Annotated in this window: 16 protein-coding genes; 5 read left to right on the top strand and 11 right to left on the bottom strand. The window is 72.8% G+C overall.

Translation table 11 applies throughout. From position 1 onward, the window contains the following. Positions 1-3: 3 nt before the first annotated feature. The 3 genes from ACWDVG_RS05360 to ACWDVG_RS05350 are packed head-to-tail and all read right to left on the bottom strand — an operon-like array spanning position 4 to position 4,395. Complete coding sequence (locus ACWDVG_RS05360; protein ID WP_451696414.1) at positions 4-2,628, bottom strand: cation-translocating P-type ATPase; 2,625 nt, start codon at positions 2,626-2,628, stop codon at positions 4-6. Positions 2,629-2,635: 7 nt separating this feature from the next. Further along, on the bottom strand, positions 2,636-3,496 hold the full coding sequence (locus ACWDVG_RS05355) for a universal stress protein (RefSeq protein ID WP_451696412.1): 861 nt from the start codon (positions 3,494-3,496) through the stop codon (positions 2,636-2,638). Then, a complete protein-coding gene (locus tag ACWDVG_RS05350) occupies positions 3,493-4,395 on the bottom strand; it encodes a universal stress protein (RefSeq protein ID WP_451696410.1) in 903 nt (300 codons plus the stop codon). The genes ACWDVG_RS05355 and ACWDVG_RS05350 overlap by 4 nt, the downstream gene beginning before the upstream one ends. Positions 4,396-4,670: 275 nt before the next feature. Between ACWDVG_RS05350 and ACWDVG_RS05345 the strand changes: the two genes are divergently transcribed. Together ACWDVG_RS05345 and ACWDVG_RS05340 are read left to right on the top strand one after the other, a co-directional pair. Next, positions 4,671-5,300, top strand: a complete 630-nt coding sequence (locus tag ACWDVG_RS05345) for a CBS domain-containing protein (RefSeq protein WP_451696408.1) — start codon at positions 4,671-4,673, stop codon at positions 5,298-5,300. Between the two features lie 21 nt (positions 5,301-5,321). Next, complete coding sequence (locus tag ACWDVG_RS05340) at positions 5,322-6,314, top strand: Acg family FMN-binding oxidoreductase (RefSeq protein WP_451696406.1); 993 nt, start codon at positions 5,322-5,324, stop codon at positions 6,312-6,314. Positions 6,315-6,366: 52 nt separating this feature from the next. Here the strand turns inward: ACWDVG_RS05340 and ACWDVG_RS05335 are convergent, their stop codons facing one another. From ACWDVG_RS05335 to ACWDVG_RS05325, 3 genes are read right to left on the bottom strand one after another with little or no spacing between them, the layout of a single operon-like run. Continuing rightward, complete coding sequence (locus ACWDVG_RS05335; protein WP_451696404.1) at positions 6,367-8,757, bottom strand: glycoside hydrolase family 65 protein; 2,391 nt, start codon at positions 8,755-8,757, stop codon at positions 6,367-6,369. Beyond that, entirely contained in the window at positions 8,754-9,551 is a 798-nt protein-coding gene (locus ACWDVG_RS05330) for an HAD family hydrolase (RefSeq protein WP_451696402.1), read from the bottom strand. Before ACWDVG_RS05330 ends, ACWDVG_RS05335 begins: the two co-directional genes overlap by 4 nt. Beyond that, entirely contained in the window at positions 9,548-10,630 is a 1,083-nt protein-coding gene (locus ACWDVG_RS05325; protein WP_451696400.1) for a zinc-dependent alcohol dehydrogenase family protein, read from the bottom strand. The genes ACWDVG_RS05330 and ACWDVG_RS05325 overlap by 4 nt, the downstream gene beginning before the upstream one ends. A gap of 173 nt (positions 10,631-10,803) precedes the next feature. On the opposite strand from ACWDVG_RS05325, the gene ACWDVG_RS05320 reads away from it, so the two are divergent. From ACWDVG_RS05320 to ACWDVG_RS05310, 3 genes are all read left to right on the top strand, one after another. Further along, the gene (locus tag ACWDVG_RS05320) at positions 10,804-12,243 is read left to right on the top strand and encodes an MBL fold metallo-hydrolase RNA specificity domain-containing protein (RefSeq protein ID WP_451696398.1); all 1,440 of its coding nucleotides are present in this window, start codon (positions 10,804-10,806) and stop codon (positions 12,241-12,243) included. Between the two features lie 162 nt (positions 12,244-12,405). Then, entirely contained in the window at positions 12,406-13,059 is a 654-nt protein-coding gene (locus tag ACWDVG_RS05315; RefSeq protein ID WP_451696396.1) for a CBS domain-containing protein, read from the top strand. 2 nt (positions 13,060-13,061) lie between these two features. After that, positions 13,062-14,387 (top strand): nicotinate phosphoribosyltransferase, encoded by a 1,326-nt coding sequence (locus tag ACWDVG_RS05310; protein WP_451696394.1) that lies wholly within the window; start codon positions 13,062-13,064, stop codon positions 14,385-14,387. A gap of 63 nt (positions 14,388-14,450) precedes the next feature. On the opposite strand, the gene ACWDVG_RS05305 is transcribed toward ACWDVG_RS05310, so the two are convergent. The 5 genes from ACWDVG_RS05305 to ACWDVG_RS05285 all read right to left on the bottom strand — a co-directional run bounded on the left by ACWDVG_RS05305 (position 14,451) and on the right by ACWDVG_RS05285 (position 17,823). Then, entirely contained in the window at positions 14,451-15,302 is an 852-nt protein-coding gene (locus ACWDVG_RS05305) for a DMT family transporter (RefSeq protein WP_451696392.1), read from the bottom strand. 78 nt (positions 15,303-15,380) lie between these two features. Beyond that, positions 15,381-16,259 (bottom strand): universal stress protein, encoded by an 879-nt coding sequence (locus ACWDVG_RS05300; RefSeq protein ID WP_451696390.1) that lies wholly within the window; start codon positions 16,257-16,259, stop codon positions 15,381-15,383. After that, positions 16,256-16,822: a DUF305 domain-containing protein gene (locus ACWDVG_RS05295; RefSeq protein ID WP_451696388.1), complete on the bottom strand. Its 567-nt coding sequence runs from the start codon at positions 16,820-16,822 to the stop codon at positions 16,256-16,258. Before ACWDVG_RS05295 ends, ACWDVG_RS05300 begins: the two co-directional genes overlap by 4 nt. Then, a complete protein-coding gene (locus ACWDVG_RS05290; protein ID WP_451696386.1) occupies positions 16,819-16,977 on the bottom strand; it encodes a hypothetical protein in 159 nt (52 codons plus the stop codon). The genes ACWDVG_RS05295 and ACWDVG_RS05290 overlap by 4 nt, the downstream gene beginning before the upstream one ends. Positions 16,978-17,073: 96 nt before the next feature. Then, complete coding sequence (locus ACWDVG_RS05285) at positions 17,074-17,823, bottom strand: SDR family NAD(P)-dependent oxidoreductase (protein WP_451696384.1); 750 nt, start codon at positions 17,821-17,823, stop codon at positions 17,074-17,076. Positions 17,824-17,922 lie beyond the last annotated feature (99 nt).

Genomic DNA, 17,922 nt, shown 5'->3' with positions numbered 1-17,922 from the left:
ATCTCACCGTAGTCCCGATGTGCCGGCCTTTCCTGCCGGCCTCGTCCGCCGGAACGCCGTCCGGACGAGCCGTGCCGCGAGGAATCCGGTCGGCGCGCAGACGGCGGCGAGGCCGACGCCCGCCCAGCCGAGCGGTTCGGTCTCCAGGACCGTCCTCAGGAACGGCACGTACAGCGCGGCAGCGGCCAGGAGGGCGGAGGCGAGGACCGAGAGCGGGAGGAAGGGGTTCTCGCGGGTCAGGAGCCGGGCCCGCAGTCCCAGCACGACGCCGAGCTGGGCGGCGAGCAGGGCGAGGAAGAGGACGCTCTGCCAGGCCAGGTCCAGCGCCCGGGCGGCAAGGCCCGCGCCCAGCGTGGCGGTCGTGACGACGGCGGCCAGGAGGAGCAGCCGCTGCCAGGCGCCTCCGCCGAGGACGTGCTGGTCCGGCGGTCGTGGCGGTCGTCGCATCGTCCCGGGGGCCGCCGGTTCGGCGCCCATGGCGACACCGGTGAGGCCGTGCGTGAGGAGGTTGATCCACAGGATCTGGCCGGCCCGCAGGGGAAGGGGAAGACCGAGCAGGGGGCCGAGCAGCATGACGAGGATCTCGGCCGCGCCACCGGCCATCCCGTAGACCAGGAAGCGGCGGATGTTGTCGTAGACGCGCCGGCCTTCTTCGACGGCGGCGACGACCGTCGAGAGCTCGTCGTCCGTGAGGACGAGGTCCGCCGCCTGCCGCGCGACCTCCGTGCCCCGGGCGCCCATCGCGACGCCGATGTCGGCGCGGTGGAGGGCCGGGCCGTCGTTGACCCCGTCGCCGGTCATGGCGGTCACCGCTCCCCCGGCACGCCACGCCTCGACGATGTCCACCTTCTGCTGGGGGTCCGTGCGGGCGAAGACCCTCACGGAGGTGAGGTCGGGGACCCGGCCCGCGGCCACGTCCGGGCCTGTGACGACGCGCCCGCCGGTGTCTTCGCTCCCGGCTCCGCCTGTGTCTCCGAGAAGCGCGACGCCGGCCGCCACCGCCCGTGCCGTCGCCGGGTGGTCGCCCGTGATGAGCACGGGGGTGATCCCGGCGGCCCGGCAGGCGGCGAGGGTGGCGGCGGCGTGCGGCTTGGGCGGGTCACTCAGCGCGACGAGCCCGAGCAGTGCGAGTCCCGATTCCGCCGCGTCGACCGGGGCCGGCACGTCGTCCCGTACGCCGGAGGCCACGGCGAGGACCCGGTAACCGCGCTCCGCCAGGTCGGCCGCCCGCTGCCGGGCCCGGTCCAGCATGTCCGGAGGGTCCACGAGCACCGCGCGGTCGAGTACGGCTTCGGGGGCGCCCTTGAGGCAGACGGTGACGTTGCCTTCTTCGGCCGCGTGCAGCGTGGTCATGCGCTTGCGGAGGCTGTCGAAGGGGGCCTCCCCTATACGGGGCCGGGTGGCCACGAGCTCGTCCCGGCCCGGGCACCCGGACTTGGCGGCGGCCGCGAGCAGGGCGGCTTCCATCGGGTCGCCGAGTGCTGTCCAGCGGCCGTCGGATGCGTCTGCGTCCGGTGGCCGCAGGGCGGCGTCGTTGCACAGGGCCGTGATCGTCAGCAGTGCCCGCACGGGTGCGAGCGCGTCCGCATCCGCCCGCCTCCCGTCGACGAGAACCTCGCCTTCGGGTTCGTAGCCGACGCCCTTGAGTTCCGCGCTTGTGCTCGGCGTCCAGACGTACTGGACGACCATGCGGCCCTCGGTGAGGGTTCCGGTCTTGTCGGTGGCGAGGACGGACACCGAGCCGAGCGTCTCCACCGCCGGCAGCCGCCGCACCAGGGCGTGCCGGGCGACCATGCGCCTGGCACCCAGGGCGAGGGCCAGCGTGACGACGGCCGGCAGGGATTCGGGGACGGCGGCCACGGCCAGGCTGATGGCCGTGACCGCCATCGTGCCGAGCGGCAGCCCGCGGACCAGGCCGAGGGCGAAGACCAGCACGCACAGGGCGAGCGTCACGGCGGCCAGGACGCGGCCGAGAGCAGCGAGGCGGCGCTGCAGCGGGGTCGGCTCGCGGTGGTCGTCGAGGAGGGCCGCGATGCGGCCGAGAGCGCTGGAGGCACCGGTCGCCGTCACGACGGCCACACCTCTGCCGCGCGCCACGACCGTACCCGCGCCGAGCGTGTGCCCCGTGTCCTTGTCCACGGGCACCGACTCCCCGGTGAGCATGGACTCGTCCAGGAGAAGGGCGGACGCCTCGACGAGCTCGGCGTCGGCGGCGACGATGTCGCCCTCACCGAGGAGGAGCACGTCGCCGGGGACGATCTCCGCGGCCGGCGCATCTCGGACGGCACCGTCGCGCCTGACGCGCGCGTGGGGTGCGCTCAGTGCCGAGAGGGCTGCGACGGCGTTGTCGGCCCGGATCTCCTGGGCGACGCCGACGGTCGTGTTCACGACCACGACGACCGCGATGACGATCGCGTCGGGGTGGTCACCGATCGCCAGGGTGAGCACGACGGCCCCGAGCAGCACCATGATCAGCGGGTCGCGCAGCTGGGCCAGGATTCTGGTGGGGAGTCGTACGGGCTTCGTCGCGGCCACCCGGTTGGGTCCCGTGGCAGCGAGCCGGCGGGCGGCCTCCGCCTCGGTGAGGCCGGCGGCCGCGTCGACCGGCACCGGTGCGGTGGTCGTCATGGCGGGCTCACTCGGCGGGAACGGTGATGACGGGGCACCGGGCCCGGTGCAGCAGGCCGTGGACGACGGAGCCGACGCGCATCCCCATGTACCCGCCCCGTCCGCGACGGCCGACGACGACGGCGAGGGCGTGGTCGGCGGCGTCCGCGAGCACCTCGACGGGCGAGCCGATGAGGACCTCGTGGGTGAGGCGCACGTCGGGGTACTTCTCCGCCCATCCGGCGGTCGTCTCCGAGAGCAGCCGGCGCTCGGCGCGGAACAGGGCGTCCCCCGTCCGAAGGGTGAAGACAGGCGGCTGCCAGACGGCGACGGCGCGCAGCGCGCATCCGCGGAGGTCCGCCTCTTCGAAGGCGAGGGCGACGGCGGCCCGGGAGGACTCGCTGCCGTCGACGCCGACGACGAGGTACGGCGGGTCCTGGGTGCTGTGCTCGGCGTCGCCCACGACGACGACGGGGCACCGCGCCTGTGCGGTGACCGGTACGACCAGCGAGCCGGCGCTCAGGAACTCTTCTGTGCGGCTGAGGTGCCGGGAGCCCAGCACGACCATCGCGGCTTCCCGCGAGAGTCCTGCCAGGACCCGCGCCGGAAATCCCTCGAACAGCGCGGGGGTGACGTCCAGGCCCGGCTGCCGGGCGCGTGCCCAGTCGACCGCTGAGCGCAGAGTCTCCTTGGCGCTCTGCGTCTGTGCCTGGTGGCGAGGGCTGTCGTCGACGTGCTGGGTGTCGTGCAGCGGCGGGACGACGACCACGAGGCGGAGGGCGCGGCGGCGCCGGCGGGCCTCGTCGGCCGCCCAGGCCAGCGCGAGCTTCCCGTCCCTGACGGGGTCGACGCCCACGACGATGTCGCGGCGTTCCGTGGTGCCGGTCATGTTGTGCTCCCGTGTCCGAATCCGTGCCGGGGGATCAGTTCCACCGGGCAGTGGGCGTGCCGCAGCAGGCCGAGCGTGGTCCGGCCGAGCGTCGGTCCGAGACGTCCCGGTGCCCTACGGCCGCCGACGACCACGAGGTCGGCCTGCCGTGACGCCTCGACGAGTGCTCCGGCGACGCTCTGGCTGCGCTCGCCCTCGGCATCCACGGTCAGCTCCGGGAACTCCGCCCGGAGCCGGGCGGCGACGGCCTCCGAGGCACGCGCGTGTTCGGCGGCCGCGACGGCCGTGCCCTCGCGCAGAGCGGTCCGTACGGCGTCGTACGAAACCGTGGCCCATACGTGCAGCAGCCGGAGCGGGACCTTGCGCAGCAGCGCCTCGTGGGCTGCGGCCCTGGCACAACCCACGTCGGTCTCGTCCCTGATCGCCGCGAGAACGGCACCGGCTTCCACAGGTTCGGCGGCACCGCGCACCACGACCACCGGTGTGGTGGCGCCGGCCGCGACCCCGAGTCCGACGGAGCCGAGCAGGAGGGAGGAGAATCCACCACGGCCCCGGTGCCCGACGACGATCGTTCCGCTCAGAGCGGCTGCCCGCCGCAGCCCCTCCTCGGGTGGGGCAGCACTGACTTCCGTGACGACCACGAGGTCGGGGTGGCGCGCCGCGACCACCTCGGCGGTCCGGTCGAGCACCTCCTTACCGGCTCGTCCGATCCGGACGATCTCCGCCGGGGACAGGATCCGGGCGGCGGCGTCGGTGTCCGTCGCATGGACGAGGCAGAGTCCGCTGCCCCGCAGCGTCGCCTCGTTCGCGGCCCACAGGGCAGCGGTCCGGGCGGAAGACGATCCGTCCACTCCGACGACGACCCTGCCGAGCCCGGGACGGTCAGGGGTTCCGTCCATGGCTCCTCCTTCTCCGGTCCGGGGGACTCCGGTCCGGGGGACTCCGGTCCGCGGACTCCGTTCGGGACTGCTCTCACCGTGGCATCCGCTGCCCCGGCAGCCGGAGGGCCGCTGGGGGCAAGGGCAGGGCCGAAGGTCCCGTTCGCGCCGTCGGGTCCGGTCGGGCCCGACGCTGGACCGTTCGGCCCTCGCAGGTCGCCGTCGCGCGGCCGACGGTGGGAGAAGCACGCCAACCACCGCTGGACGCCCGAGACGCTCGAACAGGAGGCCCGGCGATGAAGCACCTGAAGGTCGGTGCCCTGATGACCGACAGCGTCGTCTCCGTCGTACCCACGACACCGTTCAGGGACGTGGCCAAGCTGCTCGCCGAGCACGACATCAGCGGGGTGCCCGTCCTCGACGAGGACGACCGCGTCGTCGGTGTGGTCTCCGAGTCCGATCTGCTGGCGCACCGGGAGCTGACCGCGCGGGGCCTCATGTCCGCGCCCGCCGTCACGGTCCACGCCGAGGAGACGGTCGCCGATGCGGGCCGGCTGATGGTCCGCCGTGGCGTGGAGCGCCTTCCCGTCGTCGACGACGAGGAACGGCTGGTGGGGATCGTGACCCGCCGCGACCTGCTCCGCGTCTTCCTCCGCCCGGACGCCGAGATACGACGCCGTGTGCAGGAGGACGTTCTGGCGGATGTCATGGGCCTGAGCGCCGACGACGTCGATGTCGACGTGCACGTGCTCGACGGCGTGGTGACGCTCCACGGCCGGGTCCGGCGACAGGGCCAGGCGCGGACGCTCGTCGGCCTCACCGAACGGGTGGACGGCGTCGTCGCCGTGGTGGACCGACTCGCCTTCGACGAGGAGGCGTCGGGCCCCGCGTTCCCCGCGCGCAGCGCACACCCGATCACATGGTGACCCACACAGACAGGACGAACCGTGTCCCTCACCGCTCTGACCCGACCGCTGGTGACGTCGCTGATCGAAGACGCCGTCACCGCCCCGTCGATGCACAACGCCCAGCCGTGGAGGTTCGTCCACCGGACCGGTACCGGCACCATCGAGCTGCACGGCGACCCCTCGCGCGCGATGCCGCGGGAGGACCCCGACCACCGCGGTCTTCATATCGGCTGTGGCGCCGCCCTGTTCGGTCTGCGCGTCGCCGCCGCCCACCACGGCCTGCACGCCACCGTCCGGCTGCTGCCCGATCCCGACGACCCCTGGCACCTGGCCGACGTGCTCCCGTCCGGAGCCGCCGACGAGCACGACGAGGAACTGGCCGCACTCCGGCCGGCGCTGCACGAGCGGCACACGAGCCGCTTCCCGTTCAGTGACGAACGGATCCCCGCCGAGATTCTCGACGGACTCCGGGCAGCCGCGTTCCTGGAGGGCTGCCGTCTTGTCGTTCCGGGCGCCTGGCACACCGACACCGTCCTCGACCTCGTCCACGAGTCCGAGCGGTTCGAGTCCGCCGACGCGTCCGTACGGGACGAGATCGCCGCGTGGACGCGCACGAGTGCGGCCGATGAGGGTGCCGGGACCGAGGGCATCCCGTCGTACGCCTTCGGCCCGCGCCAGTACGACGTCACCTCCCCGGTCCGGGACTTCGACTCCCACCGGCGGGTCCCGGGGCGCGAGTCGGTTCCCTTCGAGAAGAGTCCCCAGATCGCCTTGCTGGATACGGTCGAAGACACCCCGGTGGAGTGGCTGAGGGCCGGCAAGGCGATGCACAGGGTACTGCTGCGGGCCACCCTCGACGGGTTGTCGGCCTCCCTCATGTCCCAGCCGCTGGAGTGGCCCGAACTTCGTTCCGTGGCGCGGGATCCCGGGTCCACCGCGGGCCACGTCCAGATGATGATCCGCCTGGGATACGGGCCCCGCGGCCGGGCCACCCCACGCCGGCCCGCCTCGGACGTCCTCACCTTCGACTGAACTCCGTCGGTGCTCACCTTCGGCTGAGCAGCGTCGCGAGAACCCGGCCCCGTCACAGACGGAACCAGCGCTCCTCCCCCGGTGCGACGGCGACGCGCCGCTCTCCGGGGAGGACGACGGTGAGCGGGCTGCCGGGCGACGCCGGTACGCGGACGGCCAGCCGCCCGGGCAGCACGCGCACCCGCACTCCTCGATGGCCCTGGACGCAGAGCGTGAAGGCGAACCGAGGGAGCTCCGCCAGCGCCACCGGGGCCACGCGCAGCTCGCCCGGTCCGGCTTCCATTCCGGTGATCCCGCGTTCGACGAGGTCGATCGTCCCGGCCATCGCTCCGAGGTGGATGCCCTCCCCCGTCGTTCCGCCCTGGACGTCGGCCACGTCGGCGAGCAGCGCCTCCTGGCAGTGGCGCCAGGCGTCGGTGCCCTGCTGCCGGGCCAGGATCCAGCCGTGGACCAGACTGCTGAGCGTCGAGCCGTGGCTGGTGCGGCTGAGGTGGTACGCGACGGTGGCGCGCCAGATCTCGTCGTCCAGCGGGTAGCCGAGCCGGGCGAACAACGCGTACAGCTCCTCGGGCCGGAAGAGGTAGCCGAGCATGAGGGTGTCGGCCTGCTTGGACGCCTGGTAGCGGTTGACGGTGTCGCCCTCGGCCTCCAGGATCCGGTCGAGTCTGCGGATGTCGCCGTAACGGGCCCGGTACGCCTCCCAGTCGAGCTCCGCCAGATCCCCGTATCCCTCGAACTGGCTCACCAGGCCGCGGTGGAACGGAACGTACAGGCGGCGGGAGACGTCCTCCCAGCGAGAGAGTTCCTCGTCGTCCAGCGCCAGCTGTTCGGACAGTTCCGCGCGGCGGCCCTCGGGCAGTTCGCCCAGGACATCGAGCCCCCGGGCGAGCACCCAGGCAGCGGTCGCATTGGTGTAGGCGTTGTCGTCGATGCCGGGCATCGAGGCGTCGGGATAGGCGTCGTGGTACTCGTCGGGGCCCACGACCCCGCGGATCCGGTAGCGCCCGAGGGCGGGGTCGTACGTGGCGGATCCCGCCCAGTTGCGGGCGATCTCCAGGAGCGTCTCGGCACCGGCGGCATGCAGGAACCCCCGGTCGCCCGTGGTCTGCGCGTACCGCCACACGTTGAACGCGATGGCCGAGTTCACATGGCGTTGCAGCCGTGAGAAGTCGGGCAGCCAGCGGCCGGAGCGCGGATTGAGGTGCACCTCCTGGGTCTCCTCCCGACCGGAGCTCGCGCTCTGCCACGGATACATCGCCCCGACGCCGCCGGCCCTGCGCGCCGCCCCGCGGGCGGCCGGCAGCCGGCGGTGCCGGTACATGAGCAGGGCCCGGGCCACCTCGGGGAAGTGGAGGCTGAGGTAGGGCAGGACGAACAGCTCGTCCCAGAAGACGTGACCGCGGTACGCCTCGCCGTGCAGGCCCCGGGCGGGGACTCCGACGTCGAGTTCCGCCGTGTGCGGGGAGAGCGTCTGCAGCAGGTGGAAAAGGTGCAGGCGCAGGATGTCCCCGGCTTCCCCGGGCACGTGCAGCTCGCCCTGTTCCCAGAGTCGTTGCCAGGCCGCTCGGTGGGTAGTGACCAGTCGGGGGAAGGCCGGAGCGCGGGCGGCGGCGTCGCAGGCCGCCACCAGGGGGTCGCCGGTGGGCCGGTCCACCGAGGTGCGCAGGGCCAGCGTCTTCACGACGGTCACCGAGCGGCCGGGACGGACCGGCAGACGGTAGGTCTGGACGGTGCCGGTCCTGCTGGCGTTCTCCCGTGCGGGGCGGACGGGGCGGGTGACCGTGCGGACGGCCATCGCGATCCGCCTGCCGGGGTCCTCCGTACGGCAGGTCAGCCAGGCCACCCCGCCGGACTCGAAGCCGCTCCGCCGGTCCGTGAGGTGACGGCCCTCCAGGTGCCGGTAGCGCTCGACGCCGGCGTTGACGACCGCTCCGTCGAGGACGGATTCGACCTCCACGGCACCGCTCCAGCCGTAGGCACGGAACAACGTGTACTGGGCCGCGAGCCCGGCGTCTCCCATGTGCACGATCCGGATGTGGCCGACGCGCAGGCCACGGCCCCGGGCGTCCCGGTAGAACAGGTGGCGGTTCAGCACGCCCCCACGGAGGTCGAGGTGCACGTCGCTGTGGCGCAGGTCGTCGGAGTCGGGTGTCAGCCAGTCACCGGGCGGCCCGTCGTCCGGGAGGCAGCGGTAGCGCAGCAGCGTCCAGTTGGGCAGGTTGACGAGATCCTCGTTCTCGACGCGCCTGCCCGCGACGAGCGAGGCGCGCCGGTCGTAGCAGCCGGCCAGATAGGTGCCGGGGTAGTGGACGGGACCGGCGGAGCACTCGGGGGCGGAGCCACGGGTGGCGAAGCGGCCGTTTCCGAGCGTGCAGAGGGACTCGACGAGCCGTTCGCGGTCCGGCTCGTAGCGGTCGTACGTCCAGGAGCGGTTGGCGGTCACCCGTCTTCCCCCCACACCCTACGGACCAGCGTCGTGAGATCGGGTACGACCAGGTCGGCACCCTCCTCGTCCAGAAGGGAGGCGCCGTGCCCGTCAGGGGTGCGGTCGACACCGACGACGACGCCGAAGCCGCCCCGGCGGGCCGCGCGGACTCCGGCGACGGCGTCCTCGACCACCGCGGCGGCGGCCGGCCGGAGGCCGAGGAGACCGGCCGCGTGCAGGAAGAGTGCCGGGTCGGGCTTCCCGGCGAGGCCCAGCAGGGCGGCGTCCTCGCCGTCCACGACGGCGGCGAGGAGCGTGTCCAGACCGGCGGCGGCGAGCAGCGCCCGGGCGTGGCGCGACGCCGACACGGCGGCGCACGGCACGCCGCGAAGGCGAAGGGCCTCAAGCGCCACCGCCGCGTCGTCGAAGGCGGTGACCGGTTCGGAGGCCAGGGCGTCCCGGAACGCCGCTTCCTTGCGGGCCGCGACCGCCCAGACGGTGCCGCTCCCGGGTGGGTCGCCGGGCTCGCCCGGGGGCAGGCGAATGCCGCGGGCCGTCAGAAACGCCTCGGCGCCATCGTGGCGTGACCTGCCGTCGACGAACCGCCGGTACTCGACGTCCGCGTCGAACGGCCTTGTGTCGAACGAGGGCGTGCCCGGCCGGCTTCTGTCGTCGGGAGCCAGTTCCGCGAGGCAGGCGTCGAACGCGGTCTTCCACGCCGCGGCGTGGACGGCAGCGGAGTCGAGCAGCACCCCGTCGGTGTCGAGGACAACACCGCGCGGCGCCACGGAGCCCGGGGGCGGGCCGCTCATCCGGCGTCCGGGGACTCGGTGACCTGCACGGCGGTGTGCTGCGGCCCGCCGAGGGCGACCTTCAGGGCACCGGTGTCGCCGGCGCGGGCGAAGACGTCGTACGCCTCCTCCATCTGCCCGAGCTCGAAGCGGTGGGTGACGAGCTCGGCCGCAGGCAGCCGGCCGGCCGCCATCATGCGCAGCAGCATGGGGGTCGACGAGGTGTCCACGAGGCCGGTGGTGATCGTGACGTCCTTGATCCACAGGTCTTCGAGGTGCAGGACCGCGGGCTTCCCGTGCACCCCGATGTTGGCGATCCGCCCGCCGGGCCGGACCATCCGCGTGCACATCTCAAAGGCCTCGGGCACCCCCACGGCCTCCATGGCGACGTCGGCTCCGAGGCCGTCGGTCAGATCCTCGACGAGCTGTTCCGGACCTTCGTCGGCCGTCACGGTGGCGTCGGCGCCGAGGATGCGCGCCGCCGCGAGCCGCGACTGGGCGAGGTCGACGGCGATGATCCGTCCGGGGCTGTAGAGCCGTGCGGTGGCGATAGCGGCGAGGCCGATGGGGCCCGCGCCGACCACGACGACCGTGTCGGCGGGCTGGACGCGGCCGTTCAGGACGCCCACCTCGTAGGAGGTGGGGAAGATGTCGGCGAGCAGCACCGCGTCGAAGCTGTCGACCGCGCTCGGCAGCGGGTGGACCGACAGGTCGGCGAACGGTACGCGGACGTACTCGGCCTGCGTGCCGTCGACGAGGTGGCCGAGGACCCACCCTCCGCCACCACGGCACTGACCGTAGCGGCCCTCGCGGCAGAAGCGGCAGCGGCCGCAGGCGGAGATGCAGGAGATCAGGACGCGGTCCCCGGGCCGTACCGTACGGACGTCCCTTCCGGTCTCGACCACCGTGCCGACGGCCTCGTGACCGAGCACCCGGCCGGGCGTCACCTCCGGCACGTCTCCCTTGAGGATGTGCAGGTCCGTGCCGCAGATCGTGACGACGTCGACGCGCACGATCGCGTCCCCCGGGTCCTTGACCGCCGGGTCGGGAACGTCCCGCCAGGCGATCCGGCCCGGGCCCTGGAAGACGGCTGCCTTCATGGCGCCCACCCACTTCCTGTCACGCGTTCGGATGTCCTCCCCGTCAAGGTTCGGCCGTCACGTCATGCCGACGCATGTGCCGACCGGCCCAAGGTGAGGGCCGGTCGGGCCCTCCGGCCCGAGGCCGTCCGGGTGCGACGGTGGACGCGGGCACACTCCGAAGGAGGACAGCCATGACCGAGGCAGACCCGATCCCGGCTCCCACCGCTCGCGCCACCGGTCCGCGACCGGCCCTGCTCAGCTTCCTGGGCGGGGTGGGGACGGTCACGGGCAGCAAGTTCCTCGTGGAGAGCGACCATGCGCGCATCCTCCTGGACTGCGGTGTCTTCCAGGGTTTCGCGAACCTGCGCCGACGCAACTGGGACCGGTTCGCGCGTGATGCCGCCGACATCGACGCCGTGGTCGTCACCCACGCCCACCTGGACCACTGCGGCTATCTGCCGCGCCTCGTCCGGCAGGGCTTCCGGGGGCCGATCCTCACCAGCGCCCCCAGCGCCCGGCTCGCCGGGATCGTGCTGCGCGACAGCGCCCGGCTCCAGATGGAGGCAGCCCGGCACGCCAACGAGCACGGCTGGTCGAAGCACCGCCCGGCGAAGCCGCTGTACGACGACTCCGACGTCGACAAGACGCTGGCCTTCCTCGACCCGGTCCCGGTCGGCGAGGACGTGGAGATCACGGCCGGCACCCGGCTGGCCCTCCACCACGGCGGGCACATCCTCGGTTCGGCCTGGGTCCGCCTGACGCTGGAGGACGGTCACACCCTGGCCGTCTCGGGTGACCTGGGGCGCCCCGGGCACGCTCTCCTGCGGCCGCCGGAACCGTTCTCGGGTGCCGACGTGCTCCTCATGGAGTCGACGTACGGGGACCGGCGCCACGACCAGGAGTCGGGACGGTCCGCCTTCGCCGATGTCGTCGCACGGACCGTCGCGCGCGGCGGGACCGTGGTGATCCCCGCCTTCGCGATCGACCGGACAGAGGTCGTTCTGCACGAACTCGCCCGGCTGCGCGAGACGGGTGTGCTGCCCCGGTCGGTGCCGGTGTACGTGGACAGCCCCATGGCCCTGGCGGCGCTGGACGTGTACCGGGACGCCGTACGGGAGCGGTCCCCCGAGCTGCGGCCGGAGATCCTGGACCGGGGCGAGGCCGCGCTCAGCCCGGCGCCGTTCCTCGCCGCCCGCACGGTCCAGGAGTCCATCGACATCAACAGCACGCACGGCCCCGCCGTCATCGTCTCGTCGGCCGGCATGGCCACCGGAGGCCGGGTCCTGCACCACCTGCACCGTCTGCTGCCCGACCCGCGCAACGCGGTGGTCGTGGTGGGCTTCGCCGCGGCCGGAACTCGGGCGCGGGACCTGGTGGACGGGGCGGGGGTCCTGAAGATGTTCGGCGAGTACGTGCCCGTACGGGCCGAGGTGGCCGACGTGCCGCACTTCTCCGCGCATGCCGACGCGGCTCAGATCGTCGACTGGCTGCGCGGCGCTCCTCCGCCGCACACCACGTACCTCGTGCACGGCGAACCGGCCGCCTCCGAGGCGCTGCGCGACCGGATCGACCGCGAGCTGGGCTGGACGGCCGTCGTACCCCGGTCCGGAGAGGCCGTCCTGGTCCGCTGACCGGGGCCCATCGGACCTGTGGTGTGCCCTGCGCGGCCCTGCCGGGGACCGCACGCCGCGCGGGAGTCTGTGAGGAGGGGACTGGAGGACACCATGACCACCACGCGGACGCTCCTGAACGAGGCACGCAACCCCTGGCCTACGCCCGGTGAGGAGAGAGCCATGACCACCCAGCCCTTCACCGTCGCCGACGTGATGACCAAGAAGGTCGTCGCGGTCCTGCCCGGTGCGAATTTCAAGGAGATCGTCGCCACGATGCAGCGGTGGAAGGTGACCGCCGTCCCGGTCGTCGAGGGCGAAGGCCGTGTCGTGGGTGTGGTCTCGGAGGCGGACCTTCTGCTCAAGGAGGAGTTCCACGACCACCGCCTGGGACTCGTCGAACAACTGCGCCGGCTCGACGCCACGGCCAAGGCCGGCTCGCACCGCGCCGGGGACCTGATGACCTCGCCCGCCCTCACCATCGCGCCCGAGGCGTCCCTGCCGCAGGCCGCGCGCCTCATGGCGACCCACCGGGTGAAGCGCCTGCCGGTCGTCGACTCCGGCGGCACGATCCAGGGGATCGTCAGCCGGTCCGACCTCCTCAAGGTCTTCCTCCGCCCCGACGACGACCTTGCCGCCGAGGTCCGCCGCGACGTCGTCGAGCACCTGTTCCCGCTGTCCGGACCCCACGTCGACGTCCGTGTCGACGCGGGCGTCGTGTCCCTGTCCGGACAGGTCCGCGACATCTCGCTCGCACCCCTCGCCGAACGCCTGGCCCGGGCCGTCGAAGGAGTGGTGGACGTCCGCTGCGAGCTCACCGCCGGGGAAAGGACGTAGCCATGTCCGAGGTGACGGCCACCGATCTGTACGAGGTCACGATGGCGCTCTCGTACCTGCGGGAGGACATGCGGGCACCGGCCACCTTCGACCTCTTCGTCAGGGCCCTTCCGCCGGGCCGGGGGTTCCTCGTCGCCGCGGGGCTCGAACCGGCCCTGGACTACCTCTCACGCTTCCGGGTGGGCCGCACGGACGTCGAGGAGTTCGCCGAGGCGCTGAAGCGTCCGGTGGAGGACCTGGACCCACTGCACGGGCTGTCCTTCGACGGGCAGGTCCGCGCCGTGCCCGAAGGACGCCTCGTCTTCGCCGGCGAGCCACTCGTGGAGGTCACGGCGCCGCTGCCGCAGGCACAGCTGGTGGAGACGTACCTGCTGTCCCTCCTGTGCCATCAGACGGCCGTCGCCTCCAAAGCGGCCCGGTGCGTCCTCGCCGCCGCCGGACGGCCGCTCGTGGACTTCTCCCTGCGCCGCACGCACGGGCCGGAGGCGGGCATGCAGGCGGCACGCCTGTGCGCGCTCGTCGGCTTCGCCGGCACCAGCAACGTCGCCGCAGCGTACCGGTACGGCATCCCCGCCGCCGGGACGATGGCCCATTCGTACGTCGAGACCTTCGCCTCCGAGGAACAGGCGTTCCGGGTTTTCGCACGCGCCCATCCCGGCCCGGTGACCTTCCTGGTCGACACCTACGACACCGACCGCGGTGTCGCCACCGCGGCCCGCGTGTTCCAAGACCTCGGGCTCGGCCCGGGGTGCGGGATCCGTCTGGACAGCGGGGACCTGGGCGCGCTCGCTCGCCGGGCCCGTACGGCCCTCGACGGCGCGGGGCTGGGGGCCGTTCGTATCATCGCGAGCGGCGGTCTGGACGAGTACGGCGTCGACCGGCTCGTACGCGACGGGGCACCGATCGACGTGTTCGCCGTGGGGACGAAGGTCGGCACGGCCGCCGACGCCCCGTATCTGGACACCGCGTACAAGCTGGTCGAGTACGACGACCGCCCCGTCATGAAGCTCTCCTCCGCGAAGGTGTCGGCCCCCGGCCGGAAGCAGGTCTTCCGAGGCCCCGGTCTCCGTGACGTCATCGGCCTCGCGGACGAGGAACCGCCCGCTGGTGCGCAGCCGCTGCTGCGGACCGTGATGCGCGACGGGCGGCGGACGGAGCCGCCCGACGACCTGACTGCCGCCCGCGCCCGCTTCGAGGCCGACCTCGCGAACCTTCCGGACGAGGCCAGACGCATCCGGGACCCCGTGCCGCCCCGGCCCGCGGTGTCGTCCCCGCTGACGGCCCTGACCGCGTCTGTACGCCGTGGGATCGAGGAACGCACACGGTAGGGCGACGGGCGAAGAGGCACCGCAGCGTCGCGGATCTGACGGCCACGACCGAGAGCAGCAGCGTCATTCCGCTGCCAACGGTGACCGCCCCAGCAGCACGATGCCGGTCACGGCCGCCGCCGCTGCCGTCATCTGTATCGTCAGCGCCCAGGCCGTGAGGGCGAGCTGTTCCCCGAAGACGGCTACCCCGATGGCCACGGCACCGATCGGTTCGAGGGTGTCGATGACGGGCAGAGCGATGGCCAGGGAGCCCGCCTGAAAGGCGCTCTGTGACAGGACGAGACTCGTCACTCCGACGGCCATCAGGGCGTACGGCTCCCAGTGGACGAGCGCTTCGAGGCCGTCCGCCCTGAACCGGCCGGCCGTGCTCTTGGTCAGGCCGTCCAGAAGAGCCAGCATCAGCGCCGCGCAGACGGCGTACGAGGCCGTCCGCACCCGCCCTGGCCGGCTCGCTCCCAGCGGTGCCAGCAGGAACACAGCGCCGGCGAGGGCCGCGAACGACGGTGCCCAGTCACGCCACGTCGCGACGGAGCTCGCGGGAGAGTGAGGGAGGACCGTCAGGAATACGGCCACTCCCCCCGCCGTGCAGACCATCCCCGCCGCCTCGACGCGGGTCAGCGGCTCCCTGCGGCGCCAGGCCAGCAGCGGCAAGGCGAACAGAAGATCCATCGCCGCCAGCGGGAGCACCAGAACCAACGGCCCGAAGGCCAGCGCGAGGGCCAGGAACGCGAACGAGGAGATGGACAGCACCGTCCCCGCCACCCACATCGGCCGACGGGCCAGGTCGGTCAGAAGCCGGAGGTGCAGCGCCTTGCGTGCGGATGCCTGTCGCGCCGCCTGATGTTGGAGCACCGACCCGACACCGAAGCACACGGCGGACAGCAGAGCGCTCAGCACCGCCACCGCAGTGTTCATGGATCCAGGATCCCCACCATTGCCCCGCGGTGCGGCCTTCGACACGCGAGGTGGAGCGCGAGCGGCACGAAGACCTCGTCAGTCATGAGCGATGACGGCCACGGGCACGGCGCAGTGGTGCATGACCGCGTGGGTGACGGACCCGATGTGCGTGCCGAGAGACGCCCTGCGGACCCGTCGGCCGACCACCACCAGACCCGCGTCCTCGGCGAGGTTCAACAGCAGGTGGGCGGGGCCACCGACGCGGGATCGCTCCGCGAGTTCCACCGAAGGGAACTTCTGCCGCCACGGCTCCAGGGCCTCCGTGAGACGCCGCCCCATGTCCGGGCCCATCTCCCGCTCGGCGGCCAGCAGTGCCGGGGCGTCGCGGACCACGGGCGGAAGCCTCCATCCGTACAGTGCGAGCACGCGACCGCCCCGCACCGCGGCCTCTCGGCAGGCGAAGTCCACGAGCGGGACGAAGTTCTGGTCGATGTCCACACCGACGACGACAGTCTGCGACGACGAGGAGTGCGCGGTCTGCTCGGGCGCGTCCGGCCGGACGGGTGCCCGTACGAACACGACCGGCCGCTCCGTCGCGTGGAGCGTCGCCATGCCGACCGACCCGAGCAGGAATCCCCTGACCCCGCTCAGCCCCCGCGAGCCGAGGACGAGAAGACCCGCGTCGGCCGCGTTCTCGGCGAGGAGCTCGGCAGGCCGACCGGACAGATTCCGGGTCTCGATCTCCAGCGAGGGGTGCTCTCGCCGTGCTGTCTCCACGGTGGCGGCCAACAGGTTCTGGGCCCAGAGGCGCCGCGCTTCGGGGGCGACGTGCCGTACCGCCGCCCCGTCCGGCCACGGATCCGCGTAGACGACACGCAGGGACGCCCCGCGGAGCACCGCTTCCTGCGCGGCCCATGCGGCCGCTGCGACACACTCGGACGTCCCGTCCACACCGACGGTCACGGGACGGATCATGCTGCGCCCTCCCTTTCATCAGGGGGTGCGGCTCCGGCTCGCGGGCTGGTGGCTCGGGACTCGCGACGTGGGTTGCTCCCGGGGACTCCGTTCGCCTCCCAGATGTCCAGTATGCCCACGCGCCCGCCTGCGGCACGTCGGAGGCAGGCCTCCCGGGCGTTCATCCGGCGATGGAATCGGTGGCCGGGCACTGGGGATGCGCGTGCCTTCTTCTCGGTCTCGGCCATGGCGACCGCGCCTTCGTGATGCCTGATCATCTGCGTCAAGAACATCGTGTCGAAGGCCTTGCCGGAAGCGCCCCGCATGTCGTCCATCTCTTGGTCGTTCATGACGCCGGGCATGGACGAGGCGTCACCGTGGTCCATCCCGTCCATCCCGTCCATCCCGTCCATCCCGTGGGGAACCTCTTCGCCCCAGGCCCTCAGCCAGGCGGAGCCGGCGCGCCGACGAAGGCGACGGCGAGTGCGATCGCGTACAGACCGTAGTCCTCGTTGTTGTTCGTCACGGCGCCTTCTTCCCGAGACAGCCGCGCCCGGCCCGGCAGTGAGCGGGGCCGGGGTCAATGCTCGGTGTGTGGGCCGGCGGCCGACATCGCGAACCAGCGCTGGGTGTCGACGCTGCGTCCACCACGGGCCCGGTGGGCCTTTCGGCCCACCAGCTCCCTGGCGGGCACGTTGGCGTACGGGTACGACACCATCGTGCCCACGCCCGACGACATGCGCCGCCGTCCGCCGAGGCGCGGCGGCGGCTCATCGGGTGGCACAACAGGGCCCGGGCTGCCCGGCGCCGGGCCCGTGCCGCTCGGCACCTGCGCTCATTCCTCCGATGCCGCGAGCATCATGCTGCCGGTCGTGGCACCACCGTCGACCACGAACTCGGAACCCGTGGAGTAGGTCGCCTCGGCAGCCAGGAACACCGCCATCCGGGCCACTTCCTCTGGCGTGCCGAAACGCGGGATGGGCTGGTCCGCGGTGATCGTGTCGTCCATGCCGGCGGTCATGGGCGTGCTGATCGGACCGGGATGGATGGAGCAGACCCGGATGCCGTCGGCAGCCAGGTCCAGCGCGGCGGCCTTCGTCAGCCCCCGCAGCCCCCACTTGCTGGCGACGTACGCTCCGAGTCCGGCGTAGCCCATCAGGCCCGCCGTCGACGACACGTTGAGGATCACTCCGCTCCCCGCCCGGCGCATCGACGGTGCCACGGCCCGCATTCCCAACCACGGCCCGAGGAGATTGACGTCGAGAACATGCCGGAAGGTCCGCGGGTCCGTTGCCTCGATCGACCCGAACTCGACGATTGCCGCGTTGTTGACGAGAAGCGAGACGGGGCCGAATCGTTGCTCGGCCTCGGCGACAGCGGCGGCCCAGTCGGCCTCGCTCGTCACATCGGCCACGCAGAACCGGGCCGCCGCACCCATCGCCTCCCCGAGGGCCCGGCCCTCCCTGTCCAGCACGTCGGTGAGGACGACCGAGGCCCCTTCCTCCACGAAGGCGTGCACCACTGCCTCGCCGATGCCACGGGCTCCTCCCGTGACCAGGGCGACCTGTCCGTCCAGGCTCTTCATCTCCGCCTCCTTCCGGCACGGGCCGATGACTCGTTGCCCACCTCGACAGTCGCACCGCCGCTGGGCAGGAGGCATGAGCCGAGCGGACCGGAACAGGGG

Source organism: Streptomyces sp. NPDC003327, assembly GCF_053589515.1.
The sequence above is the reverse complement of the archived record's forward strand: the minus strand, read 5'-3'. Positions and strand labels throughout refer to the sequence as shown.

Bases quoted from the DNA above. Each gene is read 5' to 3' on its own strand.
- ACWDVG_RS05290 (WP_451696386.1), bottom strand. From the start codon at position 16,977: ATGTCGTCGGGCGTGGGCACGATGGTGTCGTACCCGTACGCCAACGTG.
- ACWDVG_RS05315 (WP_451696396.1), top strand. From the start codon at position 12,406: ATGACCACCCAGCCCTTCACCGTCGCCGACGTGATGACCAAGAAGGTC.
- ACWDVG_RS05320 (WP_451696398.1), top strand. From the start codon at position 10,804: ATGACCGAGGCAGACCCGATCCCGGCTCCCACCGCTCGCGCCACCGGT.
- ACWDVG_RS05345 (WP_451696408.1), top strand. From the start codon at position 4,671: ATGAAGCACCTGAAGGTCGGTGCCCTGATGACCGACAGCGTCGTCTCC.
- ACWDVG_RS05305 (WP_451696392.1), bottom strand. From the start codon at position 15,302: ATGAACACTGCGGTGGCGGTGCTGAGCGCTCTGCTGTCCGCCGTGTGC.
- ACWDVG_RS05360 (WP_451696414.1), bottom strand. From the start codon at position 2,628: ATGACGACCACCGCACCGGTGCCGGTCGACGCGGCCGCCGGCCTCACC.
- ACWDVG_RS05355 (WP_451696412.1), bottom strand. From the start codon at position 3,496: ATGACCGGCACCACGGAACGCCGCGACATCGTCGTGGGCGTCGACCCC.
- ACWDVG_RS05330 (WP_451696402.1), bottom strand. From the start codon at position 9,551: ATGAGCGGCCCGCCCCCGGGCTCCGTGGCGCCGCGCGGTGTTGTCCTC.
- ACWDVG_RS05350 (WP_451696410.1), bottom strand. From the start codon at position 4,395: ATGGACGGAACCCCTGACCGTCCCGGGCTCGGCAGGGTCGTCGTCGGA.
- ACWDVG_RS05300 (WP_451696390.1), bottom strand. From the start codon at position 16,259: ATGATCCGTCCCGTGACCGTCGGTGTGGACGGGACGTCCGAGTGTGTC.
- ACWDVG_RS05285 (WP_451696384.1), bottom strand. From the start codon at position 17,823: ATGAAGAGCCTGGACGGACAGGTCGCCCTGGTCACGGGAGGAGCCCGT.
- ACWDVG_RS05325 (WP_451696400.1), bottom strand. From the start codon at position 10,630: ATGAAGGCAGCCGTCTTCCAGGGCCCGGGCCGGATCGCCTGGCGGGAC.
- ACWDVG_RS05310 (WP_451696394.1), top strand. From the start codon at position 13,062: ATGTCCGAGGTGACGGCCACCGATCTGTACGAGGTCACGATGGCGCTC.